General features: G+C 72.3%; 22 protein-coding genes and 1 pseudogene. 6 read left to right on the forward strand and 17 right to left on the reverse strand.

Going from position 1 to position 23017, the window contains the following annotated elements; genetic code table 11:
- Positions 1-16 precede the first annotated feature (16 nt).
- The 9 genes and pseudogenes from lepB (ACWCHM_RS20460) to proS form a co-directional block, all read right to left on the reverse strand.
- Complete coding sequence (gene lepB, locus ACWCHM_RS20460) at positions 17-652, reverse strand: signal peptidase I (protein WP_204956871.1); 636 nt, start codon at positions 650-652, stop codon at positions 17-19.
- Between the two features lie 164 nt (positions 653-816).
- Positions 817-1638, reverse strand: a pseudogene (lepB, locus tag ACWCHM_RS20465) (signal peptidase I); the annotation flags it as partial.
- A gap of 192 nt (positions 1639-1830) precedes the next feature.
- Positions 1831-2187, reverse strand: a complete 357-nt coding sequence (rplS, locus tag ACWCHM_RS20470; protein ID WP_088646705.1) for a 50S ribosomal protein L19 — start codon at positions 2185-2187, stop codon at positions 1831-1833.
- Positions 2188-2329: 142 nt separating this feature from the next.
- Positions 2330-3118, reverse strand: a complete 789-nt coding sequence (gene trmD / locus ACWCHM_RS20475) for a tRNA (guanosine(37)-N1)-methyltransferase TrmD (protein WP_454219401.1) — start codon at positions 3116-3118, stop codon at positions 2330-2332.
- Positions 3119-3133: 15 nt separating this feature from the next.
- The gene (gene rimM, locus ACWCHM_RS20480; RefSeq protein WP_204957309.1) at positions 3134-3718 is read right to left on the reverse strand and encodes a ribosome maturation factor RimM; all 585 of its coding nucleotides are present in this window, start codon (positions 3716-3718) and stop codon (positions 3134-3136) included.
- A 2-nt stretch (positions 3719-3720) separates the two neighbouring features.
- Positions 3721-3981 (reverse strand): RNA-binding protein, encoded by a 261-nt coding sequence (locus ACWCHM_RS20485; protein WP_172862164.1) that lies wholly within the window; start codon positions 3979-3981, stop codon positions 3721-3723.
- On the reverse strand, positions 3956-4435 hold the full coding sequence (rpsP, locus tag ACWCHM_RS20490; protein WP_204956868.1) for a 30S ribosomal protein S16: 480 nt from the start codon (positions 4433-4435) through the stop codon (positions 3956-3958). The genes ACWCHM_RS20485 and rpsP overlap by 26 nt, the downstream gene beginning before the upstream one ends.
- A gap of 261 nt (positions 4436-4696) precedes the next feature.
- Positions 4697-5344, reverse strand: a complete 648-nt coding sequence (locus tag ACWCHM_RS20495) for a DUF402 domain-containing protein (RefSeq protein WP_204956867.1) — start codon at positions 5342-5344, stop codon at positions 4697-4699.
- A gap of 210 nt (positions 5345-5554) precedes the next feature.
- On the reverse strand, positions 5555-6961 hold the full coding sequence (proS, locus tag ACWCHM_RS20500) for a proline--tRNA ligase (protein WP_204956866.1): 1407 nt from the start codon (positions 6959-6961) through the stop codon (positions 5555-5557).
- A gap of 69 nt (positions 6962-7030) precedes the next feature.
- Between proS and ACWCHM_RS20505 the strand changes: the two genes are divergently transcribed.
- Positions 7031-7552 (forward strand): hypothetical protein, encoded by a 522-nt coding sequence (locus ACWCHM_RS20505; protein ID WP_281899831.1) that lies wholly within the window; start codon positions 7031-7033, stop codon positions 7550-7552.
- A 76-nt stretch (positions 7553-7628) separates the two neighbouring features.
- Here the strand turns inward: ACWCHM_RS20505 and ACWCHM_RS20510 are convergent, their stop codons facing one another.
- The 8 genes from ACWCHM_RS20510 to ftsY all read right to left on the reverse strand — a co-directional run bounded on the left by ACWCHM_RS20510 (position 7629) and on the right by ftsY (position 17725).
- Positions 7629-8708 (reverse strand): amidohydrolase family protein, encoded by a 1080-nt coding sequence (locus ACWCHM_RS20510; RefSeq protein WP_454219404.1) that lies wholly within the window; start codon positions 8706-8708, stop codon positions 7629-7631.
- An 18-nt stretch (positions 8709-8726) separates the two neighbouring features.
- Positions 8727-9305 (reverse strand): Uma2 family endonuclease, encoded by a 579-nt coding sequence (locus tag ACWCHM_RS20515; protein WP_454219406.1) that lies wholly within the window; start codon positions 9303-9305, stop codon positions 8727-8729.
- Between the two features lie 68 nt (positions 9306-9373).
- Positions 9374-10930: a signal recognition particle protein gene (ffh, locus tag ACWCHM_RS20520; RefSeq protein ID WP_204956862.1), complete on the reverse strand. Its 1557-nt coding sequence runs from the start codon at positions 10928-10930 to the stop codon at positions 9374-9376.
- 369 nt (positions 10931-11299) lie between these two features.
- Positions 11300-13624, reverse strand: coding sequence for a [protein-PII] uridylyltransferase (locus ACWCHM_RS20525; RefSeq protein WP_454219408.1), 2325 nt, complete (start codon positions 13622-13624; stop codon positions 11300-11302).
- A gap of 12 nt (positions 13625-13636) precedes the next feature.
- Positions 13637-13975, reverse strand: a complete 339-nt coding sequence (locus tag ACWCHM_RS20530; RefSeq protein ID WP_067307311.1) for a P-II family nitrogen regulator — start codon at positions 13973-13975, stop codon at positions 13637-13639.
- A gap of 25 nt (positions 13976-14000) precedes the next feature.
- The gene (locus tag ACWCHM_RS20535; RefSeq protein ID WP_204923816.1) at positions 14001-15398 is read right to left on the reverse strand and encodes an ammonium transporter; all 1398 of its coding nucleotides are present in this window, start codon (positions 15396-15398) and stop codon (positions 14001-14003) included.
- Between the two features lie 274 nt (positions 15399-15672).
- Entirely contained in the window at positions 15673-16536 is an 864-nt protein-coding gene (locus ACWCHM_RS20540) for a phosphotransferase (RefSeq protein WP_194822858.1), read from the reverse strand.
- 7 nt (positions 16537-16543) lie between these two features.
- Complete coding sequence (gene ftsY / locus ACWCHM_RS20545) at positions 16544-17725, reverse strand: signal recognition particle-docking protein FtsY (RefSeq protein ID WP_204956859.1); 1182 nt, start codon at positions 17723-17725, stop codon at positions 16544-16546.
- 148 nt (positions 17726-17873) lie between these two features.
- Between ftsY and ACWCHM_RS20550 the strand changes: the two genes are divergently transcribed.
- From ACWCHM_RS20550 to ACWCHM_RS20570, 5 genes are all read left to right on the forward strand, one after another.
- Positions 17874-19586: a DUF7800 domain-containing protein gene (locus ACWCHM_RS20550; RefSeq protein WP_454219410.1), complete on the forward strand. Its 1713-nt coding sequence runs from the start codon at positions 17874-17876 to the stop codon at positions 19584-19586.
- A 24-nt stretch (positions 19587-19610) separates the two neighbouring features.
- Entirely contained in the window at positions 19611-20048 is a 438-nt protein-coding gene (locus ACWCHM_RS20555) for a MarR family winged helix-turn-helix transcriptional regulator (RefSeq protein ID WP_281899846.1), read from the forward strand.
- Between the two features lie 121 nt (positions 20049-20169).
- Positions 20170-21789 carry an MDR family MFS transporter gene (locus ACWCHM_RS20560; protein WP_421489125.1) on the forward strand — a complete coding sequence of 540 codons (1620 nt, stop codon included), beginning with the start codon at positions 20170-20172 and terminating at the stop codon, positions 21787-21789.
- Positions 21786-22277, forward strand: a complete 492-nt coding sequence (locus ACWCHM_RS20565) for a universal stress protein (protein ID WP_281899848.1) — start codon at positions 21786-21788, stop codon at positions 22275-22277. The genes ACWCHM_RS20560 and ACWCHM_RS20565 overlap by 4 nt, the downstream gene beginning before the upstream one ends.
- 48 nt (positions 22278-22325) lie before the next feature.
- Complete coding sequence (locus ACWCHM_RS20570) at positions 22326-22847, forward strand: DinB family protein (RefSeq protein WP_421489127.1); 522 nt, start codon at positions 22326-22328, stop codon at positions 22845-22847.
- Positions 22848-23017: the final 170 nt, after the last annotated feature.

A 23017-nucleotide genomic window follows, 5' to 3' on the forward strand; every position in this document is an offset into this window, starting at 1 on the left:
GGGCGGGCGCAGCCGGTCAGGGGTTGGGAATGTCGTCGAACGACTTCGGCACGGTCAGCCAGGTGGCCCGGTCGAACGGCCAGAACACGGTGAAGGCCCGGCCCACCACCTCGCCCTCGGGGATGGTGGCGCTGTCGATGTTGCGGCCGGACTGCTGCCAGTGCTCCAGGGAGTCCCCGGAGGCCGAGCGGTGGTCACCCATCACCCAGAGCCGCCCCGCCGGGACGGTGATGTCGAACTCCTGGTCGGCGGGCTTGTCCTGCTCACCGTTGGCGGAGTAGATGTACGGCTCGTCGAGGGACTTGCCGTTGATGGTCAGCCGGTCCTGCGCGTCGCAGCAGACCACGTGGTCACCGCCGACCCCGATCACCCGCTTGATGAAGTCCTCACCGTCGGGGTTGCCGCTCCACTCGGTCGGCGCCTTGAACACCACCACCTCGCCGCGGTGCGGTGAGCGGAAGTCGTAGACCAGCTTGTTGACCAGCACCCGATCGTCGATCTTGAGGGTGTTCTCCATGGACGGCGACGGGATGAAGAAGGTCTGCAGCACGAATGCGCGGACCAGCACCGCCACCAGAATCGCGACGCCCAGGAGAATGGGCAGCTCCTTCCAGAAGGAGCTGCGCGGCTTTTCGGTCTGCTCGTCAATCACGGGTGGAGCCTACGTCGCCGGAGCCGACGGGGCCGCCCGGAACGCCGGAGGTGTTGCGGCCACCCGGCCCGTCGTCGCCGTTGCCGTCGTCGGACCCGCCCCCGGCCAACGGGCCGGGCGGGGTCACGGGCCCACGCCCGTCGCCCGGACCGGGTGACGGCGGCGAGCAGGGCGGCGACCGGGAGGAGCAGGACCACGTCGCCGGTCGGGGTCGGCCGGACCGGGGCCGGGGCGGTGTTCGCGGCGGCGGAGTCGGACAGCTTGGCGAACGTGGCGGGCACCGGCAGCGACGTCCACCGCGACGACGGCCACACCACCATGAACGCCCGGCCGACCACGTTGTCGATGGGCACCGGGCCCTGGCAGCGGGCGTCCTGGGAGACCAGCCGGTGGTCACCCATCACGAAGATCTGCCCCGGGGGTACGACCACCTCGTCGAAGCGGCGGGACCGGCACTCCTTCGGGTTGGGTGGCACGTCCAGCGGGGAGTCGCGCACCACGTACGGCTCGTCGAGCGGGATGCCGTTGACCATGACCCGGCCCTGGTCGTCGCAGCACTTGACCCGGTCGCCGGGCACCCCGATCACCCGTTTGATGAAGTCCTTCTCGCCGGGGCGGCTCACCCCGACCAGGTCGCCGAGGGTGCGCCCGATCTTGCCGGCGGCGCCGGCCGGCGGCACCGGATTCTCCTGGGCGACCCACTTGTCGGTGCCCCGGAACACCACGACCTCGCCGCGCAGCGGGTCGCGCATGTCGTAGACGACCTTGTTGACCAGGACCCGGTCGCCGATGAGGAGGGTGTCCTCCATCGAGCTGGACGGGATGAAGAAGGCCTGGAGCAGGAAGGTGCGGATCAGCACCGCGAGGCAGAAGGCCACGATCAACAGCAGGGGCAGCTCCTGCCAGAGGGGCATCTGCCGACGGGCGGGACGGGCCCGCCGACGCCACGGGTCCGCTGTGCCGTTCGAGTCAAGCACCTGCACCACGCCACTCCCCGGTCCGCAGAAACGACACTACCGCCCGGGGGCCTCGTCGAGGCCCCACGGGCGGCAGGGACGATCGGAGCGCCGCGACCTGTCGTCGCGACGCCACCCGCCGGTCTGCGCCCGTACCGATCAGCGTAATGCGCTCTGGTCGATACGACATCCGCGCAGGTCAGGCGGTGTGGCGAACGGAGATCAGCTGGGCTGCTTCTCGCGCTTCTCCTTGATCTTGGCCTTCTTGCCGCGCAGCTCGCGCAGGTAGTAGAGCTTGGCCCGGCGCACGTCACCGCGGGTCACGACCTCGATCCGGTCGATACCCGGGCCGTTGAGCGGGTACGTCCGCTCCACACCCACGCCGAAGCTGACCTTGCGAACCGTGAAGGTCTCGCGCAGACCGTCACCCTGGCGGCGGATGACGACGCCCTGGAAGATCTGGACCCGGGACCGGTTGCCCTCGACGACCCGCGCGTGCACCTTGACGGTGTCACCGGCCCGGAAGTCGGGGATGTCGGTACGCTTCGACTGGGCGTCAAGGGCGTCCAGGATGTTCATCGCTGCGTCCTCGTGATGCTCACGGCGCACCGTCACTCGGTGCGCGGATGGGTGATTCTGATCCCCGGGTGGTTGCCGGCGGGCCGACCCCGGTCGGGAATCCTCGCAGCCATCCGCGGCGCGGACGGATGCGGCAACCCCTCTACTTTGCCACATCCCCCGGGGGCAGGGGAAAGCCACCCCGGTCCAGCGCGGCCACGTCCCGTTTGTCGAGGATCTCCGGGGACAGCGCGGCGATCAGGTCGGGCCGTCGGCGGGCCGTCCGGGTCAGCGCCTCGTCGCGCCGCCAGCGGGCGATCCGCCCGTGGTCGCCCGAGCGGAGCACGTCGGGCACCTCGTGCCCCCGCCAGCTCGCCGGTTTGGTGTACATCGGGGCTTCCAGCAGGCCGTGGGCGTGCGATTCGTCGTCCAGCGAACCGGCGTTACCGAGCACCCCGGGCAGCAGCCGGGTGACCGCCTCCAGGATCACCAGCACCGCGACCTCGCCGCCGAAGAGCACGTAGTCGCCGAGTGAGACCTCGGTGACCTTCAGCCGGGTGGCCGCGTGGTCGAGCACCCGTTGGTCGATGCCCTCGTACCGGCCGCAGGCGAAGAGCAGGTGCGACTCGGCGGCCAGCTCGTGCGCCATCGCCTGGGTGAACGGCACACCGGCCGGAGAGGGCACCAGCAGCCGGGGCAGGGTCAGGCCGTCCGGGGCCAGTTCGTCGGGGGCCAACGCGTCAAGCGCCTCGCCCCACGGCTCGGGCCGCATCACCATGCCCGGCCCGCCGCCGTACGGCGTGTCGTCGACCGTACGGTGCACGTCGTGGGTCCAGTCCCGCAGGTCGTGGACGGCCAGCCGGAGCAGGCCCTGCTCCCGGGCCCGCCCGATCAGGGACAGGTCGAGCGGGGCGAAGTACTCCGGGAAGATCGACACGATGTCGACGCGCATGTGGGTGGCTTCCGGCTAGAGGTCGAGCAGACCGGCCGGCGGGTCGACGACGACGCGTCCGCCGGCGAGATCGACCTCCGGGACGATCGCCTTGACGAACGGGATCAGCGCGCTGCCCCCCTGCGGGCGGCGCAGGACGAGCAGGTCGGAGGCCGGCGCGTGGTCGATCTTCGCCACCTCGCCGAGGTGCTCACCGGCCGGGGTGACCACGGCCAGGCCGACCAGCTGGTGGTCGTGGAACTCCTCCGGGTCCTCCGGCGGGGCGACGGAGGCGCTGTCCACCCCGAGCAGGGTGCCGCGCAGCGCCTCGGCGGTCTCCCGGTCGAGCACCCCCTCGAAGGCCACCAGCATCCGCCCCTGGTGCCAGCGCGCCGACTCGATGGTCAGCTCGCCGGGAACCTCGTAGACCACACCGGGATCGACGGTCGGGGCCGGTTCGGCCTCGCCCCGGCGCGGTGCCGCCGCCCGGGGCGTCGCCCCCGGCTCGGTGCTGAGCACCGCGCCGGGGGCGAACCGCGCTTCGGGCTCGTCGGTCCGCACCTCCACGGTGACCTCACCGCGGATGCCGTGCGGCTTGCCGATCCTGCCGACGATGAGCAGCATCAGTACGAGTCGACGATGTCGACGCGCACCCCGCGCCCACCGATGGAGCCGATCACCTGACGCAGCGCCTTGGCGGTCCGCCCGGACCGCCCGATCACCGTGCCGAGATCCTCCGGGTGCACGCGGACTTCCAGCCGCTTGCCCCGACGGGAGTCGACCATGCGGACGCGCACGTCGTCCGGGTGGTCGACGATTCCCTTGACCAGGTGCTCCAGGGCGGGACGCAGCGGCATGTCAGGCCTGCTCACCGGCGTCGGCAGCAGCAGCCGGGGCCTCGGCCGGGGCCTCGGTCTTCGGCGCCTCGGTCTCGGCCGGGGTCTCCGCCTTGGCGGCGGCCTTGCGGGCCGGCTTGGCCGGGGTCTCCGGGGCCAGGCCGGCAGCGGCCTTCGCCTCGGCCTCGTACGCCGCCTTGCGGTCGGCGCGCTCGGCGGCGACCTTGAGCGGCGGCGGGGCCGGCAGGCCCTTGAACTTCTGCCAGTCGCCGGTCAGCTCCAGCAGACGCTGGACGGCCTCGCTCGGCTGCGCGCCGACCGAGAGCCAGTACTGGACCCGCTCCGACTTGACCTCGATGATCGAGGGGTCTTCCTTCGGCTGGTAGACGCCCACGAACTCGATCGCGCGACCGTCACGCTTGGTGCGCGAGTCCGCGATGACGATGCGGTACTGCGGGTTGCGGATCTTGCCCATCCGCAGGAGCCGGATCTTTACGGCCACAGTTGTTTCGCTCCTGTTGCGATTTCACCGACCCGGCGACGGGCGGTGCACGGGTGAGCGTCGACCGACACAGTGGGGTTGGGCCGGAGACTGCTCGATGGACTGGCGACGCGCCCGGGTTAGAGGGCGCCGGACGCGCGCCGGATACCAGCGACCCATTCTGCCAGATCACCCGCCGAACACTCACATCGGGCCGGCCCACCGGCACGGCCGACCGGCCCGACCCTCACGGCAATCCGTCCAGAGTGATCTGCATCACACTTACCGTGCGGGTGGCCGGTCCCAGCCGGGCGGCAGTTCCGTCGGGGTCGTCCAGTCGGCTGGCGGGACGAAGTCGCACCAGGTGCCGTCGAACGGGAACTCGCCCGCCTCGGCGAGGGCGATCACCCGCTCCCCCTCGGCCCGGACCGCCTTCTCGTCGGCCACCCAGTAGTGGTCGGGGAAGGCGAGCCGCTCGGTGAACTCGCCCTCGTCCTTCCACTGCCAACTGAGGTCGGGGCGGACCACCACATCCAGGTCCTGGTCGACCACGTCCACCCCGGCCACCGGTCCGTCGTCCCACCGGACGCCGGGCTCCTCCAGATTGACGTACCAGGCGACGAACCGGTCCTGCTCGTCGCGGAAGAACCAGACCGAGTGGGCCGCGCCCGCAGGCAGAAACTCCAGCAGCGGCGGCCCGTTCCACCGGCCCCGGGCCAGCCGGTACGACGACGCGATCCACTCGGTGAATGGCATCGCCCGCATGCCCAGACCCGCCTCGGACACCTCGTGCGCCACAGGCGTGTCCCGGGCCACCCAGAGCAGCAGGCCCCGGTCGTCGTCGAGCACCACCCGCGCCGGCCGGACCCACCCGATCCGGCCACGCCGCACGTTCCGGTGCAGGATCAACTGACCCGGTTCGAAACGCATCACACCTCCACAGGTCGGGACGGGATCGCGACGCTCCGGCCCGGCAGCCCCGCCCCCGGGGCGACGGTGCAGCCGGGACCGACGTGCAGCCGGCTCCGGGTGCCGGTTGCGGAGCGAGGCGGAGCGCCGCGCCCACGGCCGGTCGGGACCCGGACGCCTGCCCTGCGGGACCCCGCATGCCGGGTCGGCCTGCGGGACCCCGGGGCCGGATCAGTAGGCGCGGGCCAGGATGGCGGTCAGGTCCGGCTCGTCCTCGCTGTCCGGGACGGAGCCGTCGGCGCGCAGCAGGCACCGGACGGTGACGCCCTGGCCGTTGGCCTCGGCCTCGCCCGGCACACCGACGGCGGACCAGGGCACCATGGCCCAGCCGGTGGCCGCCGCCTCGATCGCCTCGGCCAGGGTGGACACCGTGACGGTGCGGGACCGCCGGTGGGCCAGTGCCTCGTCGTGCAGCGCCTGCTGGTCGGCCTCCAGGGCGGCCAGGACCGCGCCGACCACGTCGGCGACCGGGGTGGGGGCCTTCGAGCCGTCCGTCCGGCGGACCACGACCGCGTTGCCGGCCGCCAGGTCGCGGGGCCCGACCTCGACGCGTACCGGATAGCCGCGCAGCTCGGCGTCGACGGCCCGGCGGCCGAACGCGGTGTCGGTCCGGTCGTCGAGCGCGACCCGGACGCCGGCGTCGCGCAGCGCGTCGCGCAGCTTGGCCGCCGCCTCGCCGACGCCGTCGCCCGCCTTGACGATCATGACGTACGCCTGGATCGGAGCCAGTCGCGGCGGCACCCGCAGCCCGTTGTCGTCACCGTGCGCCATGATCAGCCCACCGAGCATCCGGGTCGAGGTGCCCCAGGAGGTCGTCCAGGCGTGCTCCCGGCCACCCTCGGCCGAGGAGTAGCTGATGTCGAACGCCTTGGCGAAGTTCTGCCCCAGCTCGTGACTGGTGCCGAGCTGGAGCGCCTTGCCGTCGCCCATCATGCCTTCGCAGGTGTAGGTGGCGGTCGCCCCGGCGAACCGCTCCCGGGTGGTCTTCAGCCCGACCACCACCGGGATGCCCATGACGTTGACCATCAGGTCCTCGTACGCCTCGTGCAGGATCTTGCGGGCGTAGGCGCGGGCGTCGTCCCGGGTGGCGTGCGCGGTGTGCCCCTCCTGCCAGAGGAACTCGCTGGTACGCAGGAAGATCCGGGGACGCAACTCCCAGCGGACCACGTTCGCCCACTGGTTGAGCAGCAGCGGCAGGTCCCGGTAGGAGTCGATCCACTTGGCCATGAACTCGCCGATCACCGTCTCGCTGGTGGGACGCACCACCACCGGCTCGGCGAGCTGCTTGCCGCCACCGTGGGTGACCACCGCCAGCTCCGGCGAGAAGCCCTCGACGTGCTCGGCCTCGCGCTTGAGGTAGCTCTCCGGGATGAACAGCGGGAAGTACGCGTTCTCCGCGCCGGCCGCCTTGATCCGGGCGTCCATCTCGGCCTGCATCCGCTCCCAGATGGCGTAGCCGGCCGGTCGGATGACCATGGTCCCCCGGACCGGGCCGTTGTCGGCCAGCTTTGCCTTGGCGATCAGGTCCTGGTACCAGCGGGGAAAGTCCTCCGCACGGGGAGTGAGCACGCGAGCCATGACCGCACATCCTATGCGTCCCCCGACAGGTCGGCGCAGCCGGGCGCGCCCGCAGTACCATCTGCCGTCATGCTCTGCGACCCGGCACCGGCCCTGGCCCCGCTCGCCGCCCGCTGGGTGGCCTGGGTGGCCGCGCACCGTCAGCCGATCAACCCGGTCAAGGACGACACCGGCCGGCACGGCGGGCGTCACCAGCCAGACGACGTGTGGTTCCTCGCGGGCACGTTCGGTGGCGGGGTCAGCCGGCGCTGTGTGGTGCCGGCGGGCCGTCCGCTGTTCTTCCCGGCGTTCAGCTACTGGCAGCTCGGCCGCCGCGACGAGCCGGCCGAGCCGATGCCCGACGCCAGCGGGCACGCCGAACTCGACGGGGCCGCGGTGCCGGTACGGCCGGCCGGCTCCGCCGCCTCGTTCCCGGTCCGCGGGTTCTTCAACAACGTCGTCACCGCCTGGCCGTGGCCGGTGCAGGTCTCCTGCTGGGGGCTGTGGGGGCTGGTGCCGCCGCCGACGCCGGGCACGCACCGGCTGAGCTTCGCCGGCCACGACGGCGCGCGGTTCTGGGTCGAGGCCGAGTACGAACTCGACGTGCGCTGAGCGGCATCCGTGGCCGTCGACCGCCGTGGTCGGCGGCGGAACCGGCGCGCGGGTGGGCCGCCGTCGACCCGGCCGGTCAGCGCACCACCCGGCCGCGCAGGACGATCCGGCTGGGCGTCCGGACCACCCGCAGGTCGCGGCGCGGGTCGTCCGGGTACACGACCAGGTCCGCCAGGCCGCCCTCGACCAGGCCGGGGAAGCCGAGCCACTCCCGGGCCCGCCAGGAGGCGGCGGCGAGGACGTCCACGGCGGGCATGCCGGCCTGCTCGTGCAGCAGCAGCATCTCCTCGGCGGCCAGCCCGTGGTCGATCCCGCCGCCCGCGTCGGTGCCCACGTAGATCGGTACCCCGGCCTCGTGGGCGGCCCGCACCACCTCGGGGAAGCGGTCGCGCAGCGCGAGCATGTGGTCGGCGTAGCCGGGGAACTTGGGGCGGGCCGCGGCGGCGATGCCCCCGAAGGTCCGAATGTTGATCATCGTGGGGACCAGCGCGGTGCCCTGCCGGGCCATCAGGTCGATCAGGTCGAGGCTCAGCCCGGTGCCGTGCTCCACCGAGTCCACCCCGGCCCGCACCATGATCTCCACGGCCGACTCGCTGAACGTGTGCACCGCCGCGCGTACCCCGGCGGCGTGCGCGGCGGCCACGGCGGCGGCCATCGTGTCGGCGTCCCAGGCCGGGGCGAGGTCACCGACGCCCCGGTCGATCCAGTCGCCGACCAGCTTGACCCAGCCGTTGCCGGCGGCGGCCTGCGCGGTGACCGCCGCGGTCACCTCCGCCGCGTCGACCTCCAGCCCGATGTCACGCAGGTAGCGCTTCGGCGGGGCGACGTGCCGCCCGGCGCGGGCCAGTCGCGGCAGGTCCGGTTCGTCGTCGAGTTCGGGGTACGGGTACGGCGAGCCGGCGTCGCGCAGCGCGAGCACCCCGGCGTCCCGGTCGGTACGGGCCAACGTGCGGGCCTGGTCGAGCGAGGTGACCGGGGTGGCGCCCCGGGCGATGCCGAGGTGACAGTGGGCGTCGACCAGTCCGGGCAGCACGAACCCGGAGTCGGCGACCGTCTCGGCGTCGGGCACCGGGTCGAAGGTGACCCGGTCGCCGTCGAGCCAGACGTCCCGGACCTCGTCGTCGGGCAGGAGCACACCGCGCACATGCAGAGCCATGCGCACAGTCCTACCCGATCACTTCCGCGCCCGTTCGAGGACCTCCTGCCGACGCCGCGTCCACGCCGGGAGGTCGAGCGTCACCTTCCAGGGTCGGTCGATGGTGACCAGGCCGTCGGTCTCCACGCTGGGCTCGTAGCCGCCCTTCGGGCTCAGCAGCAGTTCGGTAAAGGTGATCTTCTCCCGCAGCGGATCGATGACCCAGTAGGCTTCCACTCCCGCGTTGGCGTAGATGCGGACCTTCTCGTGCCGGTCGCGGATGGTCGATTCGGGGGAGATGACCTCGACGGCGAGCAGGGCGTCCTGGACCGGCACCGGCGAACGGTTCGCCTGCTCGACCCGGATGACCACCACGTCCGGTCGTGGTTCGTTGCGGCGGTCGATCGACAGGGACTGGTCCATGCTGACGAAGTAGTCGTCCGGGCAGTGGAGTTCGAGGGCGAACACCACCCGGGCACAGACGAACTGGTGTAGCGGCGTGGGGGACGGCACGATCAACCTTCCGTTGATCAGTTCGTACGGAAGGTCCTTCGGCAGGTCGCCGAGGTCGTCGACCGTCCACTCGTGCCGTTCGGGCAGGATCGGGGCCGCGGTCATGACATCTCCTCCCAGGGGGCGGAACCACCCTAAGCGCCCACCCCGTCGCCCACCGTAACCGACACGCGTCAGCGGGGCCGGTTGTCGCCCCTGCCGAGCTTGTTGAAGTCGATCTTCGGAAGCTTGAAGCCCGGCGGCAGCCCCTGGCCGCCGGCCAGGTCGTTCGGGTCCATCCCCGGCGGGAGCTGCGGCATGCCACCCGGGAAGCCGCCCGGCAGCCCGGCGCCCGCGCCGCTGCGCGGCCGGTTGCCACCCTTGGTGCCCTTGCGCTTGTTCTTCGGCGACTTGGTGGCCTTGCGCCGACCCCCACCGGGCAGGCCCATCATGCCGCCCATCTGCTTCATCATCTTCTGCGCGTCGGCGAAGCGGTTGAGCAGCTGGTTGACGTCCATCACGGTGACCCCGGAGCCACCGGCGATGCGGGCCCGCCGGGAGCCGTTGATGATCTTCGGGTTGGTCCGCTCGGCCGGGGTCATCGACCTGATGATCGCGGTGACCCGGTCGAAGTGCTTGTCGTCCAGCTCGGCGAGCTGGTCCTTCATCTGCCCCATGCCGGGCATCATGGCCAGCACGTTGGCGATCGGACCCATCCGCCGCACCGCGATCAGCTGGTCGAGGAAGTCCTCCAGGGTGAACTGCTCGCCGCCCATCAGCTTGGCGGTCATCTTCTCCTTCTGATCGGTGTCGAAGGCCTGCTCGGCCTGCTCGATCAGAGTGAGGACGTCGCCCATGCCGAGGATCCGGCTGGCCATCCGGTCGGGGTGGAAGACGTCGAAGTCCTCCAGCTTCTCACCGGTGGAGGCGAACAGGATCGGCTGGCCGGTGACCTCCCGCACCGACAGCGCGGCACCACCCCGGGCGTCGCCGTCGAGCTTGGACAGGACCACACCGGTGATGCCCACGCCGTCGCGGAACGCCTCGGCGGTGCGGACCGCGTCCTGGCCGACCATCGCGTCGATGACGAAGATGACCTCGTCGGGGTCGACCGCGTCCCGGATGTCGGCGGCCTGCTGCATCATCTCGGCGTCGATGCCGAGCCGGCCGGCGGTGTCGACGATGACGATGTCCCGGGCGGCCCGCTTCGCGTGCTCGATCGAGGCGCGGGCCACCTGCACCGGGTCGCCGGTGCCGTTGCCGGGCTCCGGGGCGTACACCTCGACGCCGGCGCGGCCACCGAGCACCTGGAGCTGCCCGACGGCGTTGGGACGCTGGAGGTCGGCGGCGACCAGCAACGGCTGGTGCCCCTGGGCCTTGAGCCAGCGGGCCAGCTTGCCGGCGAGGGTGGTCTTACCGGAGCCCTGGAGGCCGGCCAGCATGATCACGGTCGGCGGCTGCTTGGCGAACTGGAGCCGACGGCCCTCGCCGCCGAGTACGTTGATCAGCTCTTCGTTGACGATCTTGACGATCTGCTGGGCCGGGTTGAGCGCCTGGGAGACCTCCGCGCTGCGGGCCCGCTCCTTGACGTTGGCGATGAAGCCCTTCACCACCGGCAGCGCGACGTCCGCCTCCAGCAACGCCAGGCGGATCTCGCGGGCGGTGGCGTCGATGTCGGCGTCGGTGAGCCGGCCCTTGCCGCGGAGCTTGGTGAAGATTCCGGACAGGCGGTCACTCAAGGTGTCAAACACGCGAACATCCCGTATGTCGTCAGCGGCGGGCACAGGTGCGGCCGGGCCGGCTGTCCAGCCCACCGTTAGGGTAGCCCGCCGGCCGCACGCCCGCTCCGGCCCCGCGCGCCGCATCATGCCGAAGGCGACGGACGCGCGCCGGTCACCGGCACCACCTGGCTCAGCCGCCGCCCCACCCAGGCGAACCGGGGGTCGGTGATCAAGAGGTTCGGGTCACCAACCGGCGCGAGACTGACGCAAACCTCTTGATCACCGGGGGACGCGGCGGATCTCGGCCCGGCGGCGGGTGCCCCGGCGGACGTCGACGGGCGTAGCCCGCGACCCGGAGGCCGCCCGGGACGTGTCGGCGCGGTTGGGGGGAGGGCGGCCCTACACGGCGGCGAGGACGGCGGCCTCGACGCGGTCCCGCTCCTCGTCCGACGGCCAACCACCGACCAGGTAGAACGCGTCGACCACGTCGCCGCCGAGGGTGGAGATCCGGGCGGCGCGCACCTGCGCCCCGGCCTCGTCCAGCGCGCAGGTGACCCGGTAGAGCAGACCTGCCGCGTCGGCCGCGCGCAGCTCCAGCAGCACCGCGTCGGTGGCCGCCTCCCGGTGCCAGACGACCCGGGGGGCCGCTCCCGCGCTGCGGGCGGCCAGCGCCCGGCCACGCAGCCGTTGGGTCACCGAGACGTCACCGGTGACCGCGCGCCGCAGGTCGGCGCTGAGCGCGATCGGGTCCGGGGCCAGCCCGTAGCGCGGCTGCACCCGGCACTCGACCAGGGCCCGGCCGTCGATCGTGGCGGCGTCCGCCGAGATCACCTCCAGCCGGTGCAGGGCCAGGCAACCCGCGACCGTGGCGAGCAGCCCCCGCCGGTCGGCCGCGGCCACCGCCACCCGGTCCTCGGTCAGGTGTACGACCGGCAGCGGCCCGGCGACCAGCGCCGGGTCGGGGGCCGGCGGCGCGGGGACCACGCCGGTGTCCAGGGTGGTCCGGACCCGGGCGACCAGCTCGGCGATCAGCCGGCCCTTCCAGCCGGACCAGGCGGCCGGGCCGGTCGCCGCGGCGTCCGCCAGCACCAGGGCGTGCAGCAACTCCAGGGTGGTGGTGTCGCCGACCCGCTCGGCCACCCCGGCGATCGTCTTCGGATCGGACAGGTCGCGGCGGGTCGCCACGTCGGGCAGGAGCAGGTGCAGCCGGACCAGCGTGCCGATCAGCGCCGCCTCCTCGGCGGGCAGGCCGATCCGGGTGGCCACCGCCTCGGCCAGCGGCGCGCCGACGGTGGAGTGGTCGCCGTCCAGCCCCTTGCCGATGTCGTGCAGGAACGCGCCGATCAGCAGCAGGTCGGGGCGCTCGACGTCGCGGGTGTGCCGGCTCGCCTCGTACGCGGCCTGCACCAGGTGCCGGTCGAGGGTGAACCGGTGCACCGGGTTGTGCTGGGGCAGGCTGCGCAGCCGGGTCCACTCGGGCAGCCAGCCGTCGATCAGGCCGTACCGGTCGCAGGTCTCCCAGGCGGGCACCAGGCCGGGGCCGGCACCGAGCAGGGTGACGAACGCGGCCCGGGCGGCCGACGGCCAGGGCGCGGGCAGCGGCGGGCAGTACGCGGCCAGCCACTCGCAGGTGGCCCGCGCGATCGGCAGCCGGTGGGTGGCCGCGGCGGCGGCGATCCGCAGCGACAGGCTCGGGTCGGGGCGGGCCCCGATGGCGGTCCGGGCGAGCACCAGCTCACCGTCGTGCTCGACCACGTCCCGGGCGACCGGGCGGCGCAGCGGCCGGCCGTCGGTGCCCCGGCGACGGCCGGAGCGGAGCCGGTCGGCGGCCCGCCAGGCGTCGTCGAGCGCGTGGCTGACGGTGCGCGCGTCACCGGCCACCCGGCGCAGCAGGGCGTCACCGTCGCCGGAGTCCGCCCGCGCCCCGGTCTCGGCGGCCTCGGTCGACGACTGGCGCAGCCCGAGCAGCGCCGCCACCCCGGCGCGTTCCTGGGCGACCAACCGGTCGACCCGGCGGCCCACCTGCTGGTGCAGGGCGTCGCGGGTGTCCAGCAGCCGCAGGTGGGCGGCGCGGACGGCGGGACGCAGCGCGTCGGTGATCCCGGCGGTGGCGATGGCCCGCAGGATGCCCACGTCACGCAGCCCGCCGGCGGCCTCCTTGAGGTCGCCTTCGAGCAGGAAGGCCAGCTCGCCGTGGGTACGCCAGCGCACCTCGGTGATCTCCCGCAGGGCGGGCAGCTGGCGGACGGCGGTCCGCCGCCAGTGGTCGGTGGCGGTCCGGGTGAGGGTGTCGGCCAGCGCCCGGTCGCCGGCGACGTACCGGGCGTCGAGCAGGGCGAGGGCGACCTTGACGTCGTCCTGGGCCACCGACAGCGCCTCGGCGAGGGTCCGCACGGAGTGGTCGAGCCGGACCCCGGCGTCCCAGATCGGGTACCACAGCGAGGCCGCCAGCTCGTCCACCCCGGCCACCCCGGCGTGCAGCAGCACCAGGTCGAGGTCGCCGTAGGGGGCGCACTGCCGGCGGCCGAGGCCGCCGACGGCGATCAGCGCGATGCCCTCCCGGGCCGGCAGCAGGTGGTGCAGCCAGGCGTCGAACGCCCCGGCCCGGGCGACCCGGGCCGGTTCGCCGATGCCCGCGGGAACCCCGACGACCCCGTCGACCAGGAGGTCCGTCTCTGCGTCGGTGCTGTCGTCCGACGCGTTCCTCCTGGTCGACGAGGTCATCTACAGGTCCTCCTACAGGGCGTCGAGGCCGCGCTCGCCGGTACGGACCCGGACGACCTCTTCCACGCCGGTCACCCAGACCTTGCCGTCACCGATCTTGCCGGTACGGGCGGCGGCCACGATCGCGTCGACGACCTTGTCGACGTCCATCTCGTCGGTGAGCACCTCGACCCGGATCTTGGGCAGGAACTCGACCGTGTACTCGGCACCCCGGTAGACCTCGGTGTGCCCCTTCTGACGCCCGTACCCCTGGACCTCGCTGACGGTCAGGCCGGCCACGCCGAGAGCGTGCAGGGCCTCCTTCACCGCGTCCAGTTGGTACGGCTTGATGACCGCGGTCACCAGCTTCATGTCCATGCCCTCCATTCTCCGAACGTTAACCGGCGACCTTCTCGTCCACCGGCGCGGCGGCCGGCTCGGAGGCCTTCGCGCCGCCCGGGGTGATCCCGGCCATCGCGAACGCCCCGCCACCGGCACCGCCGGTGCTCGGGGAGAGGTCGTAACCGCTCTCCGCGTGCTCGCTGATGTCGATGCCCTCGACCTCGTCCTCGGCCTTGACCCGGAAACCGAGGGTCTTGTCGATGACGAAGGCGAGCACCCAGGCGACACCGAAGGACCAGGCGGTCACGATCAGGCCGGCGAGGGCCTGGCGGCCGAACTGGGTCACACCGCCGCCGTAGAACAGGCCGTCGGAGGCGCCGACCACGTCGCTGATCGCGGCGTTGACCGAGTTGGTGGCGAACAGGCCGAGCCACAGCGACCCGATCCAACCGCCGACGAAGTGCACGCCGACCACGTCGAGCGAGTCGTCGTAGCCGAGCTTGTACTTCAGGCTGATGGCCAGGGCGCAGACCACACCGGCGACGATGCCGAGCAGGACCGCGGCCCAGGGGGCGATGAACCCGCAGGCCGGGGTGATGGCGACCAGACCGGCGACGGCACCGGACGAGGCACCGACCATGGTCGGCTTCTTGTCCTTGATCCACTCCACCGCGATCCAGCCGAGCACCGCCGCGGCGGTGGCGAGCTGGGTGTTGATGAAGGCCAGCCCGGCGACCGAGTCGACGGTGAGCTCCGACCCGGCGTTGAAGCCGAACCAGCCGAACCACAGCAGGCCGGCGCCGAGCGCGACCAGCGGGATGTTGTGCGGCTTCATGCCCTCACGCGGCCAGCCCAGCCGCTTGCCGAGCACCAGGGCGACGGCCAGGGCCGCCGCACCGGCGTTGATGTGCACCGCGGTGCCACCGGCGAAGTCGAGCGCGTGGATCTTGGCACCGATGATGCCGCCGCCCCACACCCAGTGGGCGACCGGGAAGTAGACCAGGGTGGCCCAGCCGAAGGCGAACAGCAGCCAGCCGCCGAACTTGGCCCGGTCGGAGATCGCGCCGCTGATCAGCGCGACGGTGATCACCGCGAAGACCATCTGGAACGCCATGAACACGTACAGCGGGACGCCGATGCCGCTGGGGTTCTCCGCCGTCGCGCCCCACAGGTCGGTCTCGGCGAGGAAGGTCTTGGTGCCCAGGTACGCACCGGGGTCGCCCCAGAAACCGTTGACGTCGGTCCCGAAAGCAATGCTGAAACCGTAGAACCACCACAGAACAGAGATGAGCCCGATGGCGGAGAAGCTCATCATCATCATGTTGAGCACGCCCTTGGCCCGGTTGAGGCCGCCGTAGAACAGCGCCAGTCCGGGGGTCATGAGCAGCACGAGAGCGGTCGAAACCAGCAGCCAAACGGTGTTGCCGCCGTCGATCGTCGGTGCTTCAGGCACGCTGGCCTCCTAAAGGTGAAGTTCCCTCCTTCGCGGCTTCCGGGGCAGCGTCGCCCGTACGCCGGTTGCGCGGAAGCTTGGCCGGCTGCTGTTTCCTGGACCGACACCCCTCGATTTCCGACACGTGACGGGTTGTTTCCGGCGTGTGAAGAACCCCGATCATGAAAACTCGGATACGAAAGAGTGGCCGTTCGGCAACGAACGGCCACTCTTTCCCCGTTGCGGTCGGTCGGAGGGGTGTTCCGGGGCACCGCACGCGCGGCGGGGCCGCACTTCAGCGCAGGGCGTACTCCAGGGCGTGCCGTTCGTAGTCGAGCAGGCGCAGATCGCGCATCGGGCGACGGAGGTGACCCTTGTGCACGATCCGGACGAACGCCGGCTCCCCCGCCGCCGCCATCCGCCGGATGCCCTCCACGTGGTCGACGATCCGCTTGCGGATGGTCCGGATCAGCCGGTGCCGGTCCCGGGGGATCAGCCCGTACGCGTCGGCGAACAACCGCAGCCGGCGGGGCCGGTCCGGGTGCTTCCAGCCGAGCGTGATCGAGTCCCGGTCGGCGAAGATCGGCACCCAGGTCCAGGCCGCGTACGCCACGTCGTAGATCCGGGCCCCGGGCGAGGCGAGGTCGAAGTCGATCAGGCCGAGGGTGCCGTCGGGCCGCCAGATCACGTTGTGCGGGGCGGCGTCGTGGTGGCAGATCACCTCGGTGTCCGGTGGCGGCGGCCCGAACGAGCGCCAGACCGCGCCGGGCGGCGGGGCGAACCCGTACTGGGCGTCGTGGAACATCCGCAGCATGGTGGCCACCGTCACCAGCGCCTCGTCGGTGACCCAATGCGGGGCCAGCGGGTACTCCCCGCACTCCCCTTCGAGGTAGGACAGCACCTCCCGGTTGCGCTCGTCCATCCCCAGCGCCCGGGGAGCGCCGGTGAACCCGACGTACTCCAGGTGGCGCAGCAGGGCGTGCACCGAGGGCGTCCACGGGCCGGCGTTGCGCCGGACGGTGTCGCCGACCCGGACCACGGTGCTCACGTTCCCGCCGTGCAGCGGGATCTCCTGCGAGGTCACGTACGGTCTCCCCAGGCCCGGCGCCGCATGGCGGGGGTCACGCCACCCGGCGTACGCGCGATCGTCGTTGCTCACCGCGAGGTTACGCGTCCCGGGCGAGCGGCTCGGTGCCGAGCAGCGCGTCGACGAACTGCGCCGGGTCGAACGGGGCCAGGTCGTCCGCGCCCTCGCCGAGACCGACCAGCTTGACCGGGATGCCGAGCTTGCGCTGGACGGCGATCACGATGCCGCCCTTGGCCGTCCCGTCGAGCTTGGTCAGCACCACGCCCGTCACGTTCACCACCTCGGTGAAGACCCGCGCCTGTTCCAGCCCGTTCTGCCCGGTGGTGGCGTCCAGGACCAGCAGTGTCTCGTCGATCGGGCCGTGCTTCTCGACCACCCGCTTGACCTTGCCCAGCTCGTCCATCAGGCCGATCTTGTTCTGCAACCGGCCGGCGGTGTCGATGAGCACGGTGTCGGTGCCGGCGTCGATGCCCCGGCGGACCGCGTCGAAGGCCACGCTGGCCGGGTCGGCGCCCTCTGCGCCCCGGACCGTCTCGGCGCCGACCCGGCCGCCCCAGGTCTCCAACTGGTCGGCGGCGGCGGCCCGGAAGGTGTCGGCCGCGCCGAGGGTGACCGAGCGCCCGTCGGCGACCAGCACCCGGGCGATCTTGCCGCAGGTGGTGGTCTTGCCGGCACCGTTGACCCCGACCACCAGCAGCACCGCCGGCACGCCGTCGCGGCCGGTGGTGCGCAGCGAACGGTCCAGGCCCGGGTCGAGCGCGGTGACCAGCTCGGTGGCGAGCAGGTCGCGCAGCTCACCGGCGGAGCGGGTGCCGAGCACCCGGGTCCGCTCGCGGAGCCGGTCGACGATGTCCCGGGTGGCGTCGATGCCGACGTCGGCGGTGATCAGACTGTCCTCGATCTCCTCCCAGGCGTCCTCGTCGAGGTGGTCCCGGGCGAGCAGGCCGAGCAGGCCCTTGCCGAAGGCGTTCTGCGAGCGGGCCAGCCGCGACCGCAGCCGGACCAGCCGGCCGGCCGTCGGCTCGGGGACCTCCAGCGGCGGGGCCGTCGCCACCGGCGGCTCGACCAGGACACCGGTGGACAGGTCGGACCCGGCCGCCTCGACGGGCGGCCCGGCCAGGTCCTCCTCGGCCCGGGTGTCGACCTCGGTCTGCGGCAGCGGGGGTTCGGCACGCCGACGCAGCCGGGGCACGACCAGGCCGAGGCCGCCGAGGATCAGCACGCCGAGCAGGGCCAGTGCGACGAGGAGGTAGTCCGTCATGCCGAAATCCTGTCAGATGCCGACGACCGCGTCCCACTCACGCCCTCCAGACCCGGGCGAGCTGCGGGTACGCTCGCCGCTGCCGGGGGTGACCCACCCGCCCGCGGGGTAGCAGAGATGAACCGTCTTCTCCTCGGAGGTGCCACCCATGCCCGAGCCTCGCCTGCTCATCGGCCCGTTGCTGCGCCGGGTCGTCGGCACCCGGGCGACGGTGTGGGTGGAGACCAGCGGGCCCGCGGTGGTCACCGTCCGCACGGCCGACGGCGCCACCGGCTCCGCACCGACCTTCTCCGCGTACGACCACCACTACGCGCTGGTGGTGGTGGAGGGGCTCACCCCGGACCACGCCACCACCTACGAGGTGCTGGTCGACGACGAGCTGGTCTGGCCGGTGGCCCGGGACGGCTTCCCGCCCAGCGTGATCCGGACCAGGGCGACCGACGACCGGGACCAGCCGGTCAGCCTGATCTTCGGGTCGTGCCGGGAGACCACCCAGCACAACACCGCCCGCAAGCTGCCCCCGGACGCGCTCGACGCGTACGCCCGCCGGCTGATGGCCGCGCCCGACCCGGACGACCTGCCCGACCTGCTGGTGCTGCTCGGTGACCAGGTCTATGCCGACGTCACCTCGCCCACGGTCAAGCGGCTGCTCAAGCGGCGTCGGCGGCGGCCGAAGGACGCCCCGGCCGACCAGGTGGTCAGCTTCGACGAGTACACCAAGCTCTACCTGGAGTCGTGGCGCGACCCGGAGATCCGCTGGCTGCTGTCCACCGTGCCGAGCGTGATGATCTTCGACGACCACGAGGTGATCGACGACTGGAACACCTCGAAGTCGTGGCGGACCGACATGCGCCAGCAGGCCTGGTGGGCCGAGCGGATCCGCAGCGGCCTGGCCTCCTACTGGGTCTACCAGCACCTGGGCAACCTGGCCCCGGACGAGATCGCCGCCGACCCGCTCTACGCCAAGGTCGTCGCCGCCGAGGACGCCACCGACGTGCTGCGCGAGTTCGGCGAGCGGGTCGACAAGGAGGCCGACGAGGCGCACGACACCGAACGCTGGCGGGCCGTGCAGTACCAGTGGAGCTACGCGCTGGATCTCGGCCGCACCCGGCTGGTCATGCTGGACAACAGGTGCAGCCGGGTGCTCGAACCGGGTGCCCGGTCGATGCTGCCGGCCGGCGAGTGGTCCTGGTTCCTGGACCGGGCCCACGGGGTCTACGACCACCTGGTGATCGGCGCGTCGCTGCCCTGGCTGCTGCCGCCGGGCATCCACCATGTGGAGGCGTGGAACGAGAGGCTGGCCGACTCGGGCCGGCCGTGGGTCGCCGGGCTGGCCGAGAAACTGCGCCGGGCGCTGGACCTGGAGCACTGGGCCGCGTTCCGCCGGTCGTTCGACGCTCTCGGCGCGCTGTTCGTCAGGCTGGGCAGCGGCGTCCCGGCCACCGCCGGTGACCGGGTCGGCGCGGGGCCCGCGTACCCGGCGCCGGCGTCGATCAGCGTGCTCTCCGGCGACGTGCACCACTCGTACGTGGCCCGCGCCCGGTTCGACGATCCGGCGGTGCTTACCCCGGTGCACCAGCTCACCTGCTCCCCGATCCACAACCAGGTGCCGGCGGCGATGCGCCCGCTGATGAAGCTGGGTTGGAGTTCCGGGCCGGCGGCGGCCACCCGGGCGCTGGCCCGCTCCGCCGGGGTACGCCGCCCGACGGTGCGTTGGAAGAAGCTCGCCGGCCCGTACTTCGGCAACGCGGTGAGCACGCTGCGCCACACCGGACGCGAGGCGGTGGTGCTGATCGAGGGCACCACCAGCGACGGGCACCTGCGTGAGGTGGCCCGGCAACGGCTCTCCTCGGCGAAGTGACCTCCGCCACGTACCCTCGGTGCCGTGGACGATCATCTGCCGGAGACGCTGCGCGTGCTGGAGCACGAACTGACCGCGTTGCTCCGCCGGGGGCGGGCGTTGTCCTGGGAGATCGCCCGGGAGGTGCACCCCAACCTGGAGCCGAACGCGTACGGCCTGCTGCTGTGGCTGCGCCGGTCCGGGTCGACCCGGTTGACCGACCTGGCCGCCGAGCTGGGTATCGGTAAGGGCACGTTGAGCCGGCAGATCCAGGGGTTGGAGACGTTGGGGCTGGTGCGCCGCGACCCGGACCCGGTCGACAGGCGGGCGGCGCAGCTGCGGCTGACCGAGGAGGGCACCAGGCGCTTCGACGCGGCCCGGTCGGCCCGGATGGACCAGATCAACAGGTCGATGGAGACCTGGCCGAAACGGGACGTCGAGGAGTTCGCCCGCCTGATGCACCGGTTCAACGAGACCTTCTGAACCCTGGCTCTGTTCCCCGGGCCGGGGAATAGAGCCACGTCACGTCCGGTTGTTGCTTGAGGCAACGAATGCTTACGGTTGCCCGAGGCACCCTTTTTCACCACCAGCGGAGGCAGCGACGATGACCCAGGCGACAGCGCCCACCCGGGCGACCGGCGTCGAGATGACCCACCGGCAGATCCTGGAGGCCCTCTCCGGACTGCTGCTGGGCATGTTCGTCGCGATCCTCTCCTCCACGGTCGTCTCCAACGCGCTGCCGCGGATCATCACCGAACTCAGGGGCGGCCAGTCCGCCTACACCTGGGTGGTCACCTCGACCCTGCTGGCGACCACCGCGACCACCCCGATCTGGGGCAAGCTCGCCGACCTGACCAGCAAGAAGATCCTGGTCCAACTCTCCCTGGTCATCTTCGTGCTGGGCTCCGTGCTGGCCGGGCTGTCCCAGTCCACCGAGCAGCTCATCGCCTGCCGGGTGCTCCAGGGCGTCGGGGCCGGCGGCCTCACCGCCCTGGCCCAGGTGATCATGGCGACGATGATCGCGCCCCGCGAACGCGGCCGGTACAGCGGCTACCTCGGCGCGGTGCTGGCCCTCGGCACCATCGGCGGCCCGCTGATCGGCGGCGTCATCGTCGACACCTCCTGGCTCGGCTGGCGTTGGTGCTTCTACGTCGGCGTGCCGTTCGCCATCGCCGCCCTGGTGGTGCTCCAGAAGACCCTGCACCTGCCGGTCGTCAAGCGCCAGGTGAAGATCGACTGGTGGGGCGCGACCCTGATCACCGCCGCCGTGTCGCTGCTGCTGATCTGGGTCACCCTGGCCGGCGACAAGTACGACTGGCTCTCCTGGCAGAGCGCCGTCATGGTGACCGGCGCGGTCGTGCTCGGCACGCTCGCCGTCCGGGTGGAGAACCGGGCCAGCGAGCCGATGATCCCGCCGCGGCTGTTCCGCAACCGCACCATCACCCTCGCCGTCGTCGCCAGCATCGCCGTCGGCGTGGGCATGTTCGGCGCATCGGTCTTCCTCGGCCAGTACTTCCAGATCAGCCGGGGCGAGAGCCCGACCATGTCCGGCCTGATGACCATGCCGATGATCCTCGGCCTGCTGGTCTCCTCCGTCGTCGTCGGCCGGATCATCACCCGGACCGGCCGCTGGAAGCGCTACCTGGTCGCCGGATCCGCGCTGCTCACCGCCGGCTTCGCGCTGATGGGCACGATCCGCTACGACACCCCGTACTGGCACCTTTCCATCTACATGGCGCTGATCGGGCTCGGGCTCGGCATGACCATGCAGAACCTCGTCCTCGCCGTGCAGAACACCGTCGCCGCCCACGAACTCGGCGCGGCCAGCTCGGTGGTGGCGTTCTTCCGCAGCCTCGGCGGCGCGGTCGGGGTCTCCGTGCTCGGCGCGGTCCTCGGCCACCGGGTCAAGGACTACATCGCCGACGGCCTCACCGCGCTGGGCATCCCGGCCTCCGGCTCGGGCAGCGGCGGCGTCCTGCCCGACGTACACACCCTGCCGGGCCCGATCCGGATCGTGGTGGAGAGCGCCTACGGCCACGGTGCCGGGGACATCTTCCTGGCCGCCGCCCCGTTCGGGTTGATCGCCCTGATCGCGGTGATCTTCATCAAGGAGATCCCGCTGCGCCAGCACACCGGGGACGCCGCGACCGACACCGTCACGCAGGAGTCCGCCGTCGCGGCGGGCGCCGGGGCGGCGGTGGTCCGTACCGGGACCGACCGGTGAGCATCCCCGTCGAGCGTGAACAGTACGGCCCGCAGGCCCGCCCGCAGCAGTTCGAGCGGGGCACCGACGGGCCCCGGGTGGTGCTGGTCGGGGTCGACGGCAGCCGGACCTCGCTGCGGGCCGCCGCCTACGCGGCGGGGCTGGCCCGTCGACAGTGCGCCGGACTGGTGGTGGTCTTCGTCAGCGCCCCGGCCGGCTACGCCAGCATGATGCCCGGAGTGGTGGCCGGGGCGGTCCAGCAGACCCACGACGAGTTGGCCGACGAGCTACGGCAGGAGTGCCGCCGGGGTGCGGAGGAACTGGGCCTGCCGGTGACGTTCCTGTGCCGGCGCGGGGACGCGTACACCGAGCTGCGGGCGGCGGCCGACGAGTCCCGGGCGGACCTGGTGGTGGTCGGCTCCTCCGAACAGGCCGGGCACCGGCTGGTCGGTTCCGTCGCCACCCGGCTGGTCCGCACCGGCCGCTGGCCGGTCCTCGTCGTCCCCTGACCGGACCGGGTCCGGGGAATGTCGGACCGGTCGGCGAGGATGCCCGGCATGACCTGGCGTGCACCGGAGATCACCCGGACCCCTGAACTTCCCGTCGGCGACGAGCGGGCCATGCTGGAGAGCTGGCTCGACTACCACCGGCAGACCCTGCTGCTCAAGTGCGCCGGGCTGACCGCCGAGCAGTTGCGCACCCCGAGCGTGCAGCCGTCGACACTGACCCTGCTCGGCCTGGTCCGACATCTCGGCGAGGTGGAGTCCTGGTGGTTCCGGGAGAACTTCGCCGGCCAGCAGGTCGACTACCCGTACTTCACCCCCGACGATCCGGACGCCGACCTCGACGTCAGCCATGCCGACGCCGAGGCCGACTTCGCCACCTACCACCGGCAGGTCGAACTGGCCCGCGCCGCCGTCGCGGGCCGCTCGCTCGACGAGACGTTCACCGAGGTCGGCACCAAGAAACGGACCTTCAGCCTGCGCTGGGTCTACCTGCACCTGATCGAGGAGTACGCCCGGCACAACGGCCACGCCGACCTGATCCGGGAACGCCTCGACGGCGTCACCGGCGAGTGATCCCGCCGCCGGTCGGCGCAGCCGGCCTGGACGTACTCCTGGCCGGCCTTGTGCACCCCGACGACCGTGGTCCCCTGACCGCTCTCCGCCCGTGGGCACGGCACCCGATCGCGGCCCGCGGACACCCGTCGTGACCGGATGACCGACCATCACCGTCCGCGAGATGGCAG

The sequence above is a fragment of the Micromonospora sp. SCSIO 07396 genome (assembly GCF_053667945.1).